The organism is Streptomyces niger, from assembly GCF_000718305.1.
Taxonomy (GTDB): Bacteria; Actinomycetota; Actinomycetes; order Streptomycetales; family Streptomycetaceae; genus Streptomyces; species Streptomyces niger.
In genome coordinates, this window is the sequence record NZ_JOFQ01000005.1 from 354,277 (window position 1) to 372,200 (window position 17,924).

Genomic DNA, 17,924 nt, shown 5'->3' on the forward strand with positions numbered 1-17,924 from the left:
CTCAGAGCCTGCGAAGTCCACTCAGCACCCTCTCAAGCAGCGCGCGGTCGGGCTGGCCGGTGCCGTGACCGGAGCCGTAGACGCGGATCTTTCCCTGGTCGGCGAGGTCGCTGAGCAGGACGCGGACCACGCCCAGCGGCATTTTGAGCAGCGCGGAGATCTCCGCGACGGACCGCATCCGGCGGCACAGCTCGACGATGGCGCGCATCTCGGGCATGACGCGGTCGGCCCAGCCGCCCGAGGTCAGCTCGCGACGCTCCTCGGGCGCGTCCAGCGCGGCCACGAAGGTCTCCACGAGCAGGACGTGCCCGAAGCGGGTGCGGCCGCCGGTGAGCGAATACGGCCGCACGCGCGCGGGTTTCTTGTCCCCACCTCGTGTGGGGAGTTTGGGTGCGGTACTCACTGGACGCTCTCCATCGACTTGCGCAGTTCGCTGCGGAGTTCGGGGGTGAGGACATGGCCGGCCCGGCCGACGAAGAGCGCCATGTGGTACGCCACGACACTCATGTCGCAGTCGGGGGTCGCGTGCACGCCGAGCAGCGAGCCGTCGCTGATGTAGCTGACGAACAGGCTGCCCTCGTCCATGGCGATCATCGTCTGCTTGACCGTTCCGCCGTCCATCAGCTTCGCCGCGCCGTTGGTGAGGCTGCCGACGCCGGAGACGATGGTGGCCAGGTCGGCGCTGGAGCCGCGCGGGCCGCGCGTCCCCCCGGCGTCAACGGCCCCCTCGGCCAGCTCCGGGTCCGAAGCCAGCAGCAGCAGTCCGTCCGACGACACCACGGCCACCGAACGGATGCCCGGCACCTCGTCGACCAGATTGGACAACAGCCACTGCAGATTCCGTGCCTGGCTGCTCAGTCCGTAAGCAGTGGGCGCTTGCGCCATCAATCGCGTGCCTCCTCGACAACGTGACTCTCTCCCGGGGCCCCCGCTCCGTCGGTGTCCGTTTGTGGGATGGTCTGTTCCGCCGTGTGCTCCGCGATCTCCGCGGCCACGTCCCGGCGGCCCTCGCGCGCCCCCTGCTGGAAGCCGCCGAGCCGGCGCCGCAGCGCTTCGGCGTTCACCCCACCGCTCTGCCGCGGGGCACTCGGCGGCCGCTGTGCCACGACGCGGGGCGTGCGCTTGGGCAGCCCCATGTCGGTCAGCCGCCGCGCGGGCGGCTCCTCCTCGGTCTCGGCCCGGCTGTGCTCGGCGCCCTCCGCGTGCGCGGCAGGCGCGGCGGCCGGCGCGTCGTCGGCGACGTACGGCGACCGGCCGGCGGGCGCGCCACCGGTGGCCGGCTCGCCGTCGGGGTCACCGGAGAAGTCCGGCACCCCCGGGCGTCCCGGGCCGGCCTGGCCCGTGGGCCCGGCGGGGCCGGGCTGCGCGACCGGCGCCTGGGCCTCCGGGACGTGCGCCGCCGGGCCGTTCCGGTCGTACGGCGCGTGCGGCGCCGGGCCGGGGTGCGGGTATCCGCCCGGCGCGCCCGCCTCGGGCCCGCCGGTGCCCGGCGCAGCGGCGTCCGGTCCCAGGCCCGCCGCGTCGATGCTCCGCTCGGCCGCCTCGATCAGCGGGTCGGCGGGCTGCCCGGGGAACGGGCCCGTCAGGGAGTCAGGGAGAGGATCCGTGAGCGGATCGCCCAGCGGCGCCGGGGCCGGCTGCGCGTGCTGCTCCTGCGGTGCCTGCGGTGCCTGCTGCGGTGCCTGCTCCGGCCGGCTGTGCCGGCCCCGCTGCTCCAGCTGCGCCGGCCGGCCCTGCTCCACCTGCTGCGGCTGGGCCTGCTGCGGCGTCAGCGGGCGCTGGCCGCGGGCCGGCAGCGCGTTGGAGTTGGCCTCGGCGACCGAGCCCGGGAGGGTCGGTCCGGCCTGCACCGTGCCGGGCTGCGCGGCGGCGGCCGGCGTCGGGCGGGTCGGCAGGATGGACTTCGGCAACACCACGACGGCGGTGACGCCGCCCTGCTGCTGGTCGCGCAGCTGGACGCGGACGCCGTGCCGCGCGGCGAGCCGTACGACGACGTACAGGCCGAGGCCGAGCGCCTCGTCGACGGTCTCCGAGGAGGTGGCCGTCTCCGGGTCCGCCAGCCGCTGGTTCAGCTCCGCCATCCGCTCCGCGGTCATCCCTATGCCCTGGTCCTGGACCGAGAGCATCAGCTCGCCGCTCTCCAGCAGCCAGCCGGACAGCTCGACGTGGGCGTCCGGCGGGGAGAACGCCGTGGCGTTGTCCAGCAGCTCGGAGATCAGGTGGCTGACGTCGTCGGCGGCGAAGCCGGCGACCTGGGAGTGCGGCGGGAGGGACTGGATGCGCACCCGCTCGTACCGCTCGATCTCGCTGATCGAGGCGCGCAGCACGTCCAGCAGCGGCACCGGTACGGCGTTGTGGTTGCTGTGCTCGGAGCCGGACAGGACGAGAAGGTTCTCGCTGTTCCGGCGGATCCGGGCGGCGAAGTGGTCGAGCTTGTAGAGGGTGTCCAGGCGCTCGGGGTCCTGCTCCTTCTCCTCCAGGCTCTCGATGACCGCGAGCTGGCGCTCGATCAGGCCGACGGTACGCATCGCCAGGCTGACGAATCGGTTGTTGACGCCGGAGCGCAGGGCGGCCAGCCGCTCGGTGAGGTCGGCCCGCTCCTCCAGCAGCACGTCCCGCTCGGCGGCCAGCCGCTTGCGGCCGCTCGCCATCCGGGCGCGCTCGCCCTCGGCCTCGGCGGCCTTCTTCGCCAGCTCGGCGACCTGCGAGTGCAGCGCGTTGACCGAGCGGACGGTCTGCGCGTACTCGTCGTTGCGGCCCTTGTACTCGACCGGCTGCTCGTCGGCGGGGTCCTTGGCGAGCCGCGCGGCACCGCGGCGCAGCGCGGACAGCGGCTGGGTCATCGTGCGCGCCGACCAGATGCTGATGCCGACGGCGAGCAGCAGGCAGAGGCCGACCAGGCCGATGCGGATCTCCAGCGTCGTGACGTCGTCGTCCCGGAGCGTGCCCATGGACTTCACGTCGGCGGTGGTCAGCGAGGACTCCACGCTGCGCATCAGGCCGATGCGGGTGCTGAGCGAGGTGCGGATGCGCTCGCGGTTCAGCTGGAGGTCGAGGGGGGAGACCCGGGGCTGGTCGGTGAGACGGGTGAGGTAGCGCTCGGCGGTGTCGACGTCGGTGCCGTTGACGGTCCGGTCGTAGCTGTCGCGGGAGTGCGCGTCGGCGCTCTGCCGGAAGTCGGCGACGGCGGCCTGCGCGCGGACGTGCGACTGCTGCGCGGCGGCCGACAGGTCCGGCTGCCGTCCGCCGCTCGCCAGCGCGGCGAGCAGCAGTCCGCGGGTGGCGGAGGCCTGTTCGGTGGCGCGGGCGAGGAGCGGCAGGCCTTGCGCGTGGGAGCCGGCGGCGAGCGCGCGGGGCGGCACCTTGCGGGCGATGTCGGTCGAAATGGCGTCCAGTGCCTGAATGGTGGCACTGTAGGACTTGAACGTGTCCAGGGCGGTGCCCCGGCCCGTCAGTCCCTGCTGGCGCACGCTCGGCAGCGTCTTGAGGGCCCGGCCGGCGTCGGCGAACGCCGCGGTCTCGGCGGAGGTCTCGGCCGCCTCGGCGCGCAGGTCCTCGATCTGCCGGTCCACGCGGGCCCGCTGGGCCTCCGACACGCCGCCGCCGTTCTGCGTCGTACGGCCGGCCGCGACGTACGTCGTCATGGCGTCGCGCTCGTCGGCGAGGGAGTGGGACAGGGTCACCGCGCGGGCGTTCAGCTCGCCGAGGTCGACCAGCTCCTGGGAGCCGTCCACGTCCTGTGCCGCCGAGGCGATGACGGGCGTGCCGACCGCCAGGACGGCGACGGCGACCACCGCCACGGCCCCCACGAGCCTGTTGCGCACGCGCGCGGGACGTCCGCCCGCGCGGCCACCGTCCGTACCGGACCTGGCCGGGCCGGCCGGTGTTCCCGGCTCCACCACGTCACCCCGAAGCCGCTTCTTCCGCACCGCTGCTCGCAATCCTGTCTCGCCTGCCCACGCCGTGTGGCCTTGCGGACCCGGCCGTTCTCCCCCGGGGGCGGACCTGCGACGCGTCCGCGGCACCTCACGCCCCCGCCGGGGAAACAGTCCGGCTGTGCGCGTCCCGGTGAGCGAATGACCCACCCCATGATCCGGAATACGACCATTTCACCGGCGCCGCGCGGCGGCCCGGCAACACTTGCCCGGCCACCTGAATGAGTGAACATCAATCGGAAGTTGACCATCAACTTCCGCTGTGAGGCGCAACAGTAGGCCATCGGCGGGCGGGTTTGGAGAACCGTCGCGGTCCTGGCAGGATGCCCGCCCGCATTTTCCGGAGCGGCCTTTCCGCGGACCGAAGTGCCGGCACGGGCGCGGCTTCGGGCCCACGCCACGCGAACCGCGCATTCCGGACGGCCTCTTTCGGTCCCTCCGGCATGCTTGCTCCCATGCGCATCGAACTCGCCACGGAGCCCGGCGACCCTCAACGCCCCAATGAGGACTACGCATCAGTAGCGCTGCCCGCGTCCGGGGAGGGCGGCGTACTCGTCCTGCTCGACGGGGTGACGCCGCCGCCGGAGGACTTCGGGTGCCGCCACGACGTCCCGTGGTTCACCGCGCGCCTCGGGGGCGCGATGCTCGAACTGTCCGGTTCGCTCCGCGACATGACGCTCGCCGAGGCGCTCGCCGAAGCCATCGGCCGCACCGCCGCCGCCCACCGCGACACCTGTGACCTTTCTCACAGTAGGACTCCGCAGGCAACGGCGATCGCCGCGCGGTGGTCGCCGTACGCCGTGGAGTACCTGGTGCTGTCCGACTCCGCGCTGCTCATCGAAGCGCCGGACGGGACGGTCGAGGCGGTACTGGACGAGCGCCTCGCCCAGCTGCCGGCCTCGGTCGGCGAGCTGCGGGCCGCCGTACGGGCCCTGCCGGAGGGGTCCGCCGAACGGGCGGCGGCGGCCCGCGAGTACGTCGCCGCCGTCGAGGCGCTGCGCAACGCCGAGGGCGGCTTCTGGACCGCGGCCGCCGATCCGTCCGTGGCGGCGCGGGCGGTCACCGGCACCGTGCCGCGCGAGCAGGTGCGCTCGCTGACCGCGCTGAGCGACGGGGCCGGGCGCTGGGTGGAGGTGTTCCGGGAGGGCTCCTGGGCCGACTGCCTGGCCGTGGTGCGCAAGGAGGGGCCGCGGGCGCTCATCGAGCGGGTGCGGGCCGCGGAGGACGCCGACGCCGACCGGCTCGCCTTCCCGCGGGGGAAGCTGCACGACGACGCGGCGGTGGTGCACGCGGAGCTGTGAGCGGGGGGCGGCGCGCCCGCCGTCACCCGTCCGCCGCCTCCCGGCCCGGCTCGGCGGTCGACCCGCGTGCCTCGTCCGCCGCGCGTTCCTCGTGCAGCTCGCGCTCCTGCTCCTGCTCCTGTTCCTGCTCCTCGTTCAACCGGTGAAGGAGCCGTGCCAGTTCGCCGATCTCGCCGCGGTCCCAGGAGGCGAGGCGGCGGGCGTAGCGGTCGCGCCGGGCATTGCGTACCCGGGTGAAGCGGGCCAGCCCCTCGTCGGTGAGCCGGACCAGGACGGCGCGCCCGTCCGCCGGGTCCTTCTCGCGGGCGACCAGGCCGAGGTCGTCCAGCGCCCGCAGCTGACGGCTGATGGTCGCCTTGCCGACGCCGACGTAGCAGGCCAGCTCGGTGGCCCGCTGCTCGCCCACGTCGGCGAGCCGGACCAGCAGGCCGTACGCCGAGGGCTCCAGGTCCGGGTGCACCTCGCGGGCCATCTCGCCGGAAGAGGCGCGGGCCCGGCGCAGGAATACCGCCAACTCGCGTTCGAGCGAAAGAAACAGGTCGTCCATGCCGTCGGGCCGCCGCGCCGCCGCCCCGTCGGTTCCGGTGTTGTGCACGTCAGCGCCCTTTCCCGTTTTCCGGACGATGGAAGAATTTTTCAGCGGCGGCCGATTCCGCAGCTGAGACAGTATTTCGCAGGATTAGACCAACGGAATCATCCGACCCCCTTTCCGCTCCAGGTCTACGCGCGTACCGTCCTTTATGGCATGACCACACCAAGTCATGGACCACGGTCGGCCTCCCCCCCCAGATCCCACCGAGATCTTCGGAGTCACGTATGCACGTGCACAGATCCGGTCCGGCCCGCCACCCTCGGCGCTCCGCCGCCAGGGTGGCCGGAATCCTCCTCACCCTGCTCGCGCTGCTCGGCGGCACCTTCGGCACCGCCGCCGCGGCGCAGCCCGCGGGCACCCCCGCGAAGGACGCCCCCGAACCCACCCATCCCGGCCAGGACTGGGCCGGCTCACAGATCGCCAAGCACGAGGGCGGTACGGGCCTGCCGGTCGCACCGTCGCTCGCGGCGTCCGTCGAAGGAGTGGACGTCAGCGGCCATCAGGGCAACGTCGCCTGGTCGACGCTGTGGAACAGCGGGGTGAAGTTCGCCTACGTCAAGGCAACCGAATCGACCAGCTACATCAACCCCTATTTCGCTCAGCAGTACAACGGGTCCTACAACGTCGGGATGATTCGCGGGGCCTACCACTTCGCGACACCCAACACCTCCAGCGGCGCCGCCCAGGCCAATTACTTCGTGGACCACGGGGGCGGCTGGTCCCGGGACGGCAAGACGCTGCCCGGCGCGCTCGACATGGAGTACAACCCGTACGGCGCCACCTGCTACGGCATGAGCGCAACGGCGCTGGTCAACTGGATGAAGGACTGGTTCGCGACATACAAGGCGCGGACCGGGCGGGACGCGGTGATCTACACCTCCACGAGCTGGTGGAAGCAGTGCACGGGCAACTACGCGGGCTTCGGGAACACCAACCCGCTGTGGATCCCGCGGTACGGCTCCTCCGTGGGGGAACTCCCGGCCGGCTGGGGCTTCCACACCATCTGGCAGTACACGTCCACCGGGCCGACCGTGGGCGACCACAACTCCTTCAACGGCGCGTACGACCGTCTCCAGGCGCTCGCGAACGGGTAAGAGGCGGACAGGGCTCCCCCACCGTGCCGCGCGGACCCGCGCCGGGATCCTCCCGCGGGCCCGCGCCGCACGGCGCCCTGTCTCCCCCTCCCCGTGCGCGTCTTCGAAAGAGGCTCCCCCCTATGCGCATACGCCGGTGCAGCACGCTGCTCTCCACACTCGGCGCGGCCCTCGCGGTGACCGTGCCCGCATCCGCCGCCTCCGTCCCGACCGACGGCTCCCCCCTCTCCGGAGCCGACCACCGTGCGGGCTCCACGCTCCGCTCCCACGAAGGCGGCGCCGCGCCGGGCACCGCGCCGCAGCCGCTCGCCGGAGTGGCCGGCATGGACGTCAGCAGCCACCAGGGCAACGTGAACTGGGCAGCGGCCTGGCGCGCCGGCGCCCGCTTCGCCATCGTCAAGGCCACCGAGGGCACCGGCTACCACAACCCGAAGTTCGGGCAGCAGTACGGGGGTTCGTACAACGTGGGGATGGTCCGCGGCGCGTACCACTTCGCGATCCCCAGCTCCTCGTCGGGCAAGGCGCAGGCCGACTACTTCGTCGACAACGGCGGCGGCTGGAAGGCGGACGGCCGCACCCTGCCGCCCACGCTGGACATCGAGTACAACCCGTACGGCTCCATCTGCTTCGGCCTGAGCCAGGCGGCGATGGCGCGGTGGATCCACGACTTCAGCGCGACGGTGCACAAGCGGACCGGCCGCCACCCGATGATCTACACCGCCACCAACTGGTGGAAGCGGTGCGTCGGCGGCAACGCGTCCTTCGGCATGAACCACCCGCTGTGGATCGCCCGCTACGCGTCCGCCCCCGGCCCCCTCCCGGCCGGCTGGTCGTCCCACTCCATCTGGCAGTACGCCGACAGTGGCCGCTTCCCCGGCGACCAGAACGTCTTCAACGGCTCGGCGGCGCAGCTGCGCAAGCTGGCTACGGGGTAGCGCGTCAGTCGCGGGGGAACCTGTCCGTTGCCAGGGTCATGCCGAGGACGGTGTCGGTCAGGTCGACCGGCTCACCGAAGTCGAGGGACAATCGACTCCGGTATTCGCCGTTCCTCGGCAGGGTGAAGAGGTGCCAACGGGCGGTGCAGGGGTCGGCGATCAGGTACACGGGAACGGCGCCCGCGGCATAGGCGGCCTTCTTCGCCCCGTAGTCGCTGCCAGCGGTCTCCCGCGAGATCACCTCCAGGACGAACTCGACATCCTGGTACCGGTGACGCCCCTGCGTGTCCCGCCCGGCCGTACCGGACAGCTTGAACAGGTCCGGCGCGAAGGCATTGTGGTGGCCGGGGAGGTCCAGACGGACGTCGTGCCAGAGGTCGCTCACTTCCCCGAAGCGATGGGTCAGCTGGAACAGCACATCGGCGGTGATGTCCCATGACGTGTTGGTCTGTGGCCACATGTGGACGGCCCCGCCGACGACCTCGGACTTGTAGCCCTCAGGGGTGATGCCGTACAGCAGCTCGATCAGGCTGTCGAGGTCCCCCGGGGGGCCGACGACCGGCTCGACAGTCATCGTGCGCTCCTCCCCGCCACCGCGGGCACGGCAGCCACGCAGTACAACGATACGCACGGTGACCAGGACACGCGCGGCCCGGAACACCCGCGTGGCGGGGTTCCGGGCCGTCGTCACCGGTCCGCGGGCGTCACGCCGCCACCGGCACCTCCGGGGAAGCCGGGGCCGACGCCGGGGTCAGGGCCAGTTCCAGGACCTGGCGGACGTCGGAGACCGGGTGGACGTCGAGCTTCTCCAGGACCTCGGCGGGGACGTCGTCGAGGTCGGCCTCGTTGCGCTTCGGGATCACGACCGTCGTGATGCCCGCGCGGTGCGCCGCGAGGAGCTTCTGCTTGACGCCGCCGATGGGCAGCACCCGGCCGGTGAGGGAGACCTCGCCGGTCATGGCCACGTCCGGGCGGACCTGGCGGCCGGAGAGGAGCGAGGCCAGCGCGGTGGTCATGGTGATGCCCGCGCTGGGACCGTCCTTCGGGACGGCACCGGCCGGTACGTGCAGGTGCACGCCGCGGTCCTTCAGATCGCCGACGGGCAGCTCCAGCTCCGCGCCGTGCGAGCGGAGGAAGGAGAGGGCGATGTGCGCCGACTCCTTCATCACGTCGCCCAGCTGGCCGGTGAGCTGGAGGCCCGAGCCGCCGGTCTCGGCGTCGGCGAGCGAGGCCTCGACGTAGAGCACGTCGCCGCCCGCGCCGGTCACGGCCAGGCCGGTGACCACGCCGGGCACCGCCGTACGCCGCTCCTCCGGGTCCTGCGCCGACTCCGGGACGTGGTGCGGCCGCCCGATGAGCGGGCGCAGCTCGTCCACGCCGACGGTGAAGGGCAGGTCCTGCTCGCCCAGTTCATGCTTGGCCGCGATCTTGCGGAGGAGGCGTGCGACGGAACGCTCCAGGTTACGGACGCCCGCTTCCCGCGTGTACTCGCCCGCGAGCTTGCGCAGCGCGGCGTCCTCGATCACGACCTCGCCGGGCTCCAGTCCCGCCTTCTCCAGCTGGCGCGGGAGCAGGTGGTCGCGGGCGATGGTGACCTTTTCGTCCTCGGTGTAGCCGTCCAGCCGGACCAGGTCCATCCGGTCCAGGAGCGGCTCCGGGATCGCTTCGAGGACGTTGGCGGTGGCGAGGAAGACCACGTCGGAGAGGTCGAGCTCGACCTCCAGGTAGTGGTCGCGGAAGGTGTGGTTCTGCGCCGGGTCGAGGACTTCGAGCAGAGCCGCCGCCGGGTCGCCGCGGAAGTCGGAGCCGACCTTGTCGATCTCGTCGAGCAGGACGACCGGGTTCATGGAGCCGGCCTCCTTGATCGCGCGGACGATGCGGCCGGGCAGCGCGCCGACGTACGTACGGCGGTGGCCGCGGATCTCCGCCTCGTCCCGGACGCCGCCGAGCGCGACGCGCACGAACTTGCGGCCCATGGCGCGCGCGACGGACTCGCCGAGGGAGGTCTTGCCGACGCCGGGCGGGCCGGTCAGGGCCAGCACGGCCCCGCCCGCCCGTCGCCCACCACCACCCTTGCCGGAATCGCTGCGCGATGCCCCTTCTGATGGCCCGCCGACCAGGCCGAGGCCGCGGTCGGCGCGGCGCTTGCGTACGGCCAGGTACTCGGTGATGCGCTCCTTGACGTCGTCCAGGCCCGCGTGGTCCGCGTCCAGGACGGCGCGGGCGCCCTTGATGTCGTAGGCGTCCTCGGTGCGCTCGTTCCACGGCAGCTCCAGGACGGTGTCCAGCCAGGTGCGGATCCAGGAGCCCTCGGGGCTCTGGTCGCTGGCCCGCTCCAGCTTGTCGACCTCCTTGAAGGCGGCCTTGCGGACCTCCTCGGGCAGGTCGGCGGCCTCGACGCGGGCGCGGTAGTCGTCGCTCTCGTCGTCCGTTTCGCCGTTCAGCTCGGAGAGCTCCTTGCGGACGGCCTCCAGCTGGCGGCGGAGCAGGAACTCGCGCTGCTGCTTGTCGACGCCCTCCTGGACGTCCTTGGCGATGGACTCGGCGACGTCCTGCTCGGCGAGGTGCTCGCGGAGCGTCTCGGTGGCGTCCTTCAGGCGGGCCACCGGGTCGGTGGTCTCCAGGAGGCGCACCTTCTGCTCGGTGGTCAGGAAGGGTGAGTACCCGGAGTTGTCGGCGAGCTGGCCGACGTCCTCGATCTGCTGGATACGGTCCACGACCTGCCAGGCACCGCGCTTGCGCAGCCAGCTGGTGGCCAGCGCCTTGTACTCCTTGACCAGCTCGGCGACCTGGCCGGGCAGCGGGTCGGGCACGGTCTCCTCGACCGTGGTGCCTTCCACCCAGAGGGCGGCTCCGGGACCGGTCGTCCCGGAGCCGATCTTCACGCGGCCCAGGCCGCGGATGAGCGCGCCGGGGTCGCCGTCGGACAGCCGGCCGACCTGCTCGACCTTGCCGAGCGTGCCGATGCCGGCGTAGGTGCCGTCGACCCGTGGAACGAGCAGCACCCGTGGCTTGTTACCGGGAGAGGCGGCGGCCTGCGCGGCCTCCACCGCGGCGCGTACTTCGGTGTCGGACAGGTCCAGCGGCACCACCATGCCGGGCAGCACGACCTCGTCGTCGAGCGGCAGCACGGGCAGGGTGAGCGGTGTGGACGTCGAAGCCATGATCTCCCCTTCGGCAGGCAAGTTGAGCTGTACCCACTCAATGCACATGAGCCCGTGAGTGTTCCCCTGCCGTGTTCGCTGTCAGCGATCAGCCGCGAAGCGGGGACGGGCCGGTTCGGGCGCCCGACCGGTGTGCGGCTCGTAGGGTGGGGGCCGCCCGGCCGACCCCGACCCGGAGGACACGCACCCATGCCAGCCCTCTACGAGACCGACGAGGCGCCCGTCACGCTGGAGCGCCGGGACGGACCGTTCGGCGAGGTGGTGCTGCGGCGGCGGGGCGCGCATTTCGAGATCATCGCCAACGGGTGCTTCCTGATGGACACCTCCGACGGGCGGTCGGAGCGGCTGCTGATCGACGCCGCGCTCGCGGCGCTACCCGCCGACCGCCTGCGGCCGTCCGTGCTGATCGGCGGACTCGGCGTCGGCTTCTCGCTGGCCCGCGCCGCGGCGGAGCCGCGCTGGGGCCGGATCGCGGTCGTCGAGCGCGAGGAAGCGGTCGTCGACTGGCACCGCGACGGGCCGCTGGACGCGGTGTCGGGCCCGGCCCTGGCCGACCCCCGCACCGAGATCGTCCAGGCGGATCTGGTGGCGTACGTACGCGGCGGCGCGGGCGCCGACACCTTCGACGCGCTCTGTCTGGACATCGACAACGGGCCGGACTGGACCGTCACCGAGGGCAACGACAGCCTCTACTCCCCCGCCGGTCTGGCCGCCTGCCGGGACCGGCTGACGCCCGGCGGAGTGCTCGCCGTGTGGTCCGCGCAGCCCTCCGCGACTTTCGAGTCCGCTCTCCGGAATGTGGGGTTCAGCGAGGTTCGCACCGAAGAGATCCCCGTTGTCCGAGGCGTCCCCGACGTGGTCCACCTCGCGAGGAAACGCGCGTAGCCGCGGGTCCGATCGTGCCTTTACGCTGCTGCCAGCAGTGTGCGACCAGCCGGTACACCGGGTCAGCAGGTCGGCACAACCAGTCAGTAACGCGACCACGCACGGGGAAATTCAGGGGCGGGCGATGGACCAGACTCAGACCACCCACGGCACCGCCGCGGCGGCGGCCACGCCCGGCGCGCAGCGGCGCGTCCTCGTCGTCGAGGACGACCCGACGATCGTGGACGCCATCGCCGCCCGGCTGCGCGCCGAGGGCTTCCAGGTGCAGACGGCCGTCGACGGCCCGTCGGCCGTGGACACCGCCGAGGCGTGGCAGCCCGACCTGCTCGTCCTCGACATCATGCTGCCGGGCTTCGACGGCCTGGAGGTGTGCCGCCGGGTGCAGGCCCAGCGGCCGGTCCCGGTGATGATGCTCACGGCGCGGGACGACGAGACCGACATGCTGGTCGGCCTCGGCGTCGGCGCCGACGACTACATGACCAAACCGTTCTCCATGCGCGAGCTGGCCGCCCGCGTGCACGTCCTGCTGCGCCGGGTCGAGCGGGCCGCGCTGGCCGCGCACACCCCGCGCAGCGGCATCCTGCGCCTGGGCGAGCTGGAGATCGACCACGCCCAGCGGCGGGTCCGGGTGCGCGGCGCCGACGTGCACCTCACCCCCACCGAGTTCGACCTGCTGGTGTGCCTGGCCAACACCCCGCGCGCGGTGCTCTCCCGTGAGCAGCTGCTGGCCGAGGTCTGGGACTGGGCGGACGCCTCCGGCACCCGTACGGTCGACAGCCACATCAAGGCGCTGCGCCGGAAGATCGGTGCCGAGCGGATCCGTACGGTGCACGGCGTCGGCTACGCGCTGGAGACCCCGCCGGCATGAGGTCGCCCGGTCCTCTGGCGCGTGAGCTCTGGCAGCGGGCCTGGGAGGCGCTGCGCCCGCTCGACCCGTACCGGTCGGTCAAGGCGGCGCTCGGCGCGCTGGTCACCGTTTCGGTGATCATCACGACGCTGCTGGTCCTCGTCGCGTTCCACTCGGCGACGGAGCTGCGGGTCATCACCGTCTTCTCGATCATCGCCTCACTGCTGATCACCCAGTTCGTCGCGCAGGGCCTGACCGCGCCGCTGGACGAGATGACGGACGTGACGCGGGCGATGGCGGCGGGTGACTACACCCGGCGGGTGCACGGCAGCCGGCGGGACGAGTTCGGCGAGCTGGCCGAGGCGTTCAACCGGATGGCCGCCGACCTGGAAGCGGTGGACACCCACCGCAAAGAGCTGGTCGCCAACGTCTCGCACGAGCTGCGCACCCCGATCGCCGCGCTGCGCGCCGTGCTGGAGAACGTCGTCGACGGCGTCTCCGAGGCCGATCCGGAGACGATGCGCACCGCGCTGAGCCAGACCGAGCGGCTGGGCAGGCTGGTCGAGCACCTGCTGGACCTCTCGCGGCTGGACAACGGGGTCATCCCGCTGCACGCCCGCCGCTTCGAGGTCTGGCCGTACCTCTCCGGGGTGCTGAAGGAGGCCAACATGAGCCGCAGCGCCTCCACGCTGTCCATCGGCTCCAGCCACCACAGCCGTACGGACGTCCACCTCCACCTGGACGTCTCGCCGCCGGAGCTGACCGCGCACGCGGACGCCGAGCGGCTGCACCAGGTCGTCGCCAACCTGATCGACAACGGCATCAAGCACAGCCCGCCGCACGGCCGGGTGACCGTACGGGCGCGCCGCGGCGAGGGCGCCGGCAGCCTGGTCCTGGAGGTGCAGGACGAGGGGCCCGGCATACCGGAGTCCGAGCGGCACCGAGTGTTCGAGCGGTTCAACCGCGGCGGCCCCGCGCCGTCCGGTCCGGGGACCGACGGCGGCACGGGACTGGGCCTGGCGATCGCGCGGTGGGCGGTGGATCTGCACGGCGGGCGCATCGGAGTGGCCGAATCCCCGCGTGGCTGCCGTATCCGCGTCACCCTTCCGGGGACCGGTCAGCCTCGTTCTTGACGCTCGGTGACGTAGGGTCGGTGGTGGAACCACTCATTCGGGGTGTTCCCCGCGCCCCACCGGGGGTGCGATGGCGATACCCCCTACCCAGGCGCGAGCGAACCACGCATGTTTCCCGCCAAGTCGTTCCCCGAAACCCGGCGCCAAATGTGACGTGCGCGACGAGTACCCCTCCCGGACTGCAGCATCGGTCGACAGAGGCGTAGCCTTTATTCCCGCTGTCCACCACCTTTAGGAAGCGGAAGAGGGCGGTTGCCGCCGTGTCGCCACAGTCCCCCAACACTTCGAGTGCCTCGACCGACCAAGACGGGCAGGGTAAGAACCCTGCAGCCGGATTCGGTGCGAACGAGTGGCTCGTCGACGAGATCTACCAGCAGTACCTCCAGGACCCGAACTCGGTAGACCGAGCCTGGTGGGACTTCTTCGCCGACTACAAGCCAGGAGCCCCGGTGACCTCGGGCACCCCGGCCGACGAGGCCAAGCCCGCCGCGCCGGCCGCCAAGCCGGCGGCTGCCGCCCCGGCCGCGCCCGCGAAGCCGGCCGAGGCCAAGCCCGCGCCGGCCAAGCCGGCCGCCGAGGCGAAGGCCAAGCCGGCCGCCGAGGCGAAGGCCAAGCCGGCTGCCGAGGGCCCCGAGTTCGTCACGCTGCGCGGTCCGTCCGCCGCCGTGGCGAAGAACATGAACGCCTCGCTGGAGCTGCCCACGGCCACGTCCGTGCGCGCGGTCCCCGTGAAGCTGCTGTTCGACAACCGCATCGTCATGAACAACCACCTCAAGCGCGCCCGCGGTGGGAAGGTCTCCTTCACCCACCTCATCGGGTACGCCATGGTGCAGGCGCTCAAGGCGATGCCCTCGATGAACTACTCGTTCGCCGAGAAGGACGGCAAGCCCACCCTGGTCAAGCCGGACCACGTGAACCTCGGTCTGGCCATCGACCTGGTGAAGCCGAACGGCGACCGCCAGCTCGTCGTCGCGGCCATCAAGAAGGCCGAGACGCTCAGCTTCTTCGAGTTCTGGCAGGCGTACGAGGACATCGTCCGCCGCGCCCGGGTCGGCAAGCTGACCATGGAGGACTTCACCGGCGTCACCGCGTCGCTGACCAACCCCGGCGGCATCGGCACCGTGCACTCCGTGCCGCGCCTGATGCCCGGCCAGGGCCTCATCGTCGGCGTCGGCGCGATGGACTACCCCGCGGAGTTCCAGGGCACCTCGCAGGACACCCTGAACAAGCTCGGTATCTCCAAGGTCATGACGCTGACCAGCACCTATGACCACCGCGTGATCCAGGGCGCCGCCTCCGGCGAGTTCCTGCGCATCATGAGCCAGCTGCTGCTCGGCGAGAACGAGTTCTTCGACGACATCTTCAAGTCGCTGCGGATTCCGTACGAGCCGGTCCGCTGGCTGAAGGACATCGACGTCAGCCACGACGACGACGTCTCCAAGGCGGCCCGGGTCTTCGACCTGATCCACGCCTACCGGGTGCGCGGCCACGTCATGGCCGACACCGACCCGCTGGAGTACAAGCAGCGCAAGCACGCCGACCTGGACATCACCGAGCACGGCCTCACCCTGTGGGACCTGGAGCGGGAGTTCGCGGTCGGCGGCTTCTCCGGCAAGTCGATGATGAAGCTCCGCGACATCCTCGGCGTGCTGCGCGACTCGTACTGCCGCACCACCGGCATCGAGTACATGCACATCCAGGACCCCAAGCAGCGCAAGTGGCTGCAGGACCGCCTGGAGCGCCCGCACACCCCGCCGGAGCGCGACGAGCAGCTGCGCATCCTGCGCCGCCTGAACTCCGCCGAGGCCTTCGAGACCTTCCTGCAGACGAAGTACGTCGGCCAGAAGCGCTTCTCGCTGGAGGGCGGCGAGTCCGTCATCCCGATGCTGGACGCGGTCATCGACTCCGCCGCCGAGTCGCGGCTGGACGAGGTCGTCATCGGCATGGCCCACCGCGGCCGCCTGAACGTCCTCGCCAACATCGTCGGCAAGTCCTACGCGCAGATCTTCCGCGAGTTCGAGGGCAACCTCGACCCGAAGTCGATGCACGGCTCCGGCGACGTGAAGTACCACCTGGGCGCCGAGGGCACCTTCACCGGCCTGGACGGCGAGCAGATCAAGGTCTCGCTCACCGCCAACCCCTCGCACCTGGAGGCCGTGGACCCGGTCGTCGAGGGTGTGGCCCGCGCCAAGCAGGACATCATCGGCAAGGGCGGCACGGACTTCACAGTCCTGCCCGTCCAGCTGCACGGTGACGCCGCGTTCGCCGGCCAGGGCGTGGTCGCCGAGACGCTGAACATGTCGCAGCTGCGCGGCTACCGCACCGGCGGCACGGTGCACATCGTCATCAACAACCAGGTCGGCTTCACCGCCGCGCCGGAGTCGGCCCGCTCCTCCATGTACGCCACCGACGTGGCCCGCATGATCGAGGCGCCGATCTTCCACGTGAACGGTGACGACCCGGAGGCCGTGGTGCGCGTCGCGCGCCTCGCCTTCGAGTTCCGCCAGGCGTTCAACAAGGACGTCGTCATCGACCTGATCTGCTACCGCCGCCGCGGTCACAACGAGTCGGACAACCCGGCCTTCACCCAGCCGCTGATGTACGACCTGATCGACAAGAAGCGCTCGGTGCGCAAGCTCTACACCGAGTCCCTCATCGGTCGCGGCGACATCACGCTGGAGGAGGCCGAGCAGGCGCTGCAGGACTTCCAGGGCCAGCTGGAGAAGGTCTTCACGGAGGTCCGCGAGGCCACCACGACCCCGGCGACCCCCGAGGTGCCGCAGCCGCAGGCCGAGTTCCCGGTCCACGTGGACACCGCGGTCTCCCAGGAGGTCGTGAAGCGGATCGCCGAGTCCCAGGTCAACATCCCCGACCGGGTCACCGTCCACCCGCGCCTGCTGCCCCAGCTGCAGCGCCGCGCGGCCATGGTCGAGGACGGCACGATCGACTGGGGCATGGGCGAGACCCTGGCCATCGGTTCGCTGCTGATGGAGGGCACCCCGGTCCGGCTCGCCGGCCAGGACTCCCGCCGCGGCACCTTCGGCCAGCGTCACGCGGTCCTCATCGACCGGGAGACGGGCAACGACTACACGCCGCTGCTCTACCTCTCCGAGGACCAGGAGCGGTTCAACGTCTACGACTCGCTGCTCAGCGAGTACGCGGCGATGGGCTTCGAGTACGGCTACTCCCTCGCCCGGCCGGAAGCGCTGGTCATGTGGGAGGCGCAGTTCGGTGACTTCGTCAACGGCGCGCAGACCGTCGTGGACGAGTTCATCTCCTCCGCCGAGCAGAAGTGGGGCCAGACCTCCGGCGTCACCCTGCTCCTGCCGCACGGCTACGAGGGCCAGGGCCCGGACCACTCCTCGGCCCGCATCGAGCGCTTCCTCCAGCTGTGCGCGCAGAACAACATGACCGTCGCGATGCCGACGCTCCCCTCCAACTACTTCCACCTGCTGCGCTGGCAGGTGCACAACCCGCACCACAAGCCGCTGGTCGTCTTCACCCCGAAGTCGATGCTGCGTCTGAAGGCCGCGGCGTCGAAGACGGAGGAGTTCACCACCGGCGGCTTCCGCCCGGTGATCGGCGACAGCACGGTCGACGCGAACGCCGTCCAGAAGGTCATCTTCTGCTCCGGCAAGGTCTACTACGACCTGGAGGCGGAGCGGGAGAAGCGCGGCGCGAACGATGTCGCGATCGTCCGCATCGAGCGCCTGTACCCGCTGCCCGGCAAGGAGCTCCAGGCGGAGATCGCCAAGTTCCCGAACGCCGGCAAGTACCTCTGGGTCCAGGAGGAGCCCGCCAACCAGGGCGCCTGGCCGTTCCTCGGCCTGAACCTGATCGACCACCTGGACCTGGCGGTCGGCGCCGACGTGCCGCACAAGGAGCGCCTGCGCCGCATCTCGCGGCCGCACGGCTCCTCCCCGGCCGTCGGCTCCGCCAAGCGCCACCAGGCCGAGCAGGCCCAGCTCATCGCCGAGGCGTTCGACGCCTGAGCAACCGGCACCGCCGGACCCGGCAGTACCTGAAAAGGGGCGGGGG

The 17,924-nt window shown here is 71.7% G+C and carries 13 protein-coding genes; 7 read left to right on the top strand and 6 right to left on the bottom strand.

What is annotated here, in order from left to right; all coding sequences use genetic code 11:
• Nucleotide 1 precedes the first annotated feature (1 nt).
• Genes IF20_RS12500 through IF20_RS12510 form a run of 3 tightly spaced genes read right to left on the bottom strand, consistent with a single transcriptional unit; the run spans nt 2 to nt 3,824 of the window.
• Nucleotides 2–403 (bottom strand): DUF742 domain-containing protein, encoded by a 402-nt coding sequence (locus IF20_RS12500; RefSeq protein ID WP_052865165.1) that lies wholly within the window; start codon nt 401–403, stop codon nt 2–4.
• The gene (locus IF20_RS12505; RefSeq protein ID WP_052865166.1) at nt 400–885 is read right to left on the bottom strand and encodes a roadblock/LC7 domain-containing protein; all 486 of its coding nucleotides are present in this window, start codon (nt 883–885) and stop codon (nt 400–402) included. Before IF20_RS12505 ends, IF20_RS12500 begins: the two co-directional genes overlap by 4 nt.
• The gene (locus IF20_RS12510) at nt 885–3,824 is read right to left on the bottom strand and encodes a nitrate- and nitrite sensing domain-containing protein (RefSeq protein WP_052865167.1); all 2,940 of its coding nucleotides are present in this window, start codon (nt 3,822–3,824) and stop codon (nt 885–887) included. The genes IF20_RS12505 and IF20_RS12510 overlap by 1 nt, the downstream gene beginning before the upstream one ends.
• A 566-nt stretch (nt 3,825–4,390) precedes the next feature.
• On the opposite strand from IF20_RS12510, the gene IF20_RS12515 reads away from it, so the two are divergent.
• Nucleotides 4,391–5,236: a protein phosphatase 2C domain-containing protein gene (locus IF20_RS12515; protein ID WP_052865168.1), complete on the top strand. Its 846-nt coding sequence runs from the start codon at nt 4,391–4,393 to the stop codon at nt 5,234–5,236.
• Between the two features lie 22 nt (nt 5,237–5,258).
• Here the strand turns inward: IF20_RS12515 and IF20_RS12520 are convergent, their stop codons facing one another.
• Complete coding sequence (locus IF20_RS12520; protein WP_110944105.1) at nt 5,259–5,783, bottom strand: MarR family winged helix-turn-helix transcriptional regulator; 525 nt, start codon at nt 5,781–5,783, stop codon at nt 5,259–5,261.
• A gap of 269 nt (nt 5,784–6,052) precedes the next feature.
• Between IF20_RS12520 and IF20_RS12525 the strand changes: the two genes are divergently transcribed.
• Together IF20_RS12525 and IF20_RS12530 are read left to right on the top strand one after the other, a co-directional pair.
• On the top strand, nt 6,053–6,922 hold the full coding sequence (locus IF20_RS12525) for a lysozyme (protein ID WP_052865169.1): 870 nt from the start codon (nt 6,053–6,055) through the stop codon (nt 6,920–6,922).
• Nucleotides 6,923–7,044: 122 nt separating this feature from the next.
• The gene (locus IF20_RS12530) at nt 7,045–7,857 is read left to right on the top strand and encodes a lysozyme (RefSeq protein ID WP_052865170.1); all 813 of its coding nucleotides are present in this window, start codon (nt 7,045–7,047) and stop codon (nt 7,855–7,857) included.
• A 4-nt stretch (nt 7,858–7,861) separates the two neighbouring features.
• Here the strand turns inward: IF20_RS12530 and IF20_RS12535 are convergent, their stop codons facing one another.
• Nucleotides 7,862–8,431 carry a Uma2 family endonuclease gene (locus IF20_RS12535; RefSeq protein WP_052865171.1) on the bottom strand — a complete coding sequence of 190 codons (570 nt, stop codon included), beginning with the start codon at nt 8,429–8,431 and terminating at the stop codon, nt 7,862–7,864.
• Between the two features lie 130 nt (nt 8,432–8,561).
• Nucleotides 8,562–11,021, bottom strand: coding sequence for an endopeptidase La (lon, locus tag IF20_RS12540; protein ID WP_052865172.1), 2,460 nt, complete (start codon nt 11,019–11,021; stop codon nt 8,562–8,564).
• 189 nt (nt 11,022–11,210) lie between these two features.
• Between lon and IF20_RS12545 the strand changes: the two genes are divergently transcribed.
• The 4 genes from IF20_RS12545 (at nt 11,211) to IF20_RS12560 (ending at nt 17,878) form a co-directional block, all read left to right on the top strand.
• Nucleotides 11,211–11,906 (top strand): spermidine synthase family protein, encoded by a 696-nt coding sequence (locus tag IF20_RS12545; protein WP_052865173.1) that lies wholly within the window; start codon nt 11,211–11,213, stop codon nt 11,904–11,906.
• Between the two features lie 124 nt (nt 11,907–12,030).
• A complete protein-coding gene (locus tag IF20_RS12550) occupies nt 12,031–12,774 on the top strand; it encodes a response regulator transcription factor (protein WP_052865174.1) in 744 nt (247 codons plus the stop codon).
• Nucleotides 12,771–13,886 (top strand): HAMP domain-containing sensor histidine kinase, encoded by a 1,116-nt coding sequence (locus tag IF20_RS12555; protein ID WP_052865175.1) that lies wholly within the window; start codon nt 12,771–12,773, stop codon nt 13,884–13,886. The genes IF20_RS12550 and IF20_RS12555 overlap by 4 nt, the downstream gene beginning before the upstream one ends.
• Nucleotides 13,887–14,146: 260 nt before the next feature.
• A complete protein-coding gene (locus IF20_RS12560; RefSeq protein ID WP_052865176.1) occupies nt 14,147–17,878 on the top strand; it encodes a multifunctional oxoglutarate decarboxylase/oxoglutarate dehydrogenase thiamine pyrophosphate-binding subunit/dihydrolipoyllysine-residue succinyltransferase subunit in 3,732 nt (1,243 codons plus the stop codon).
• The last annotated feature ends 46 nt before the right edge of the window (nt 17,879–17,924 follow it).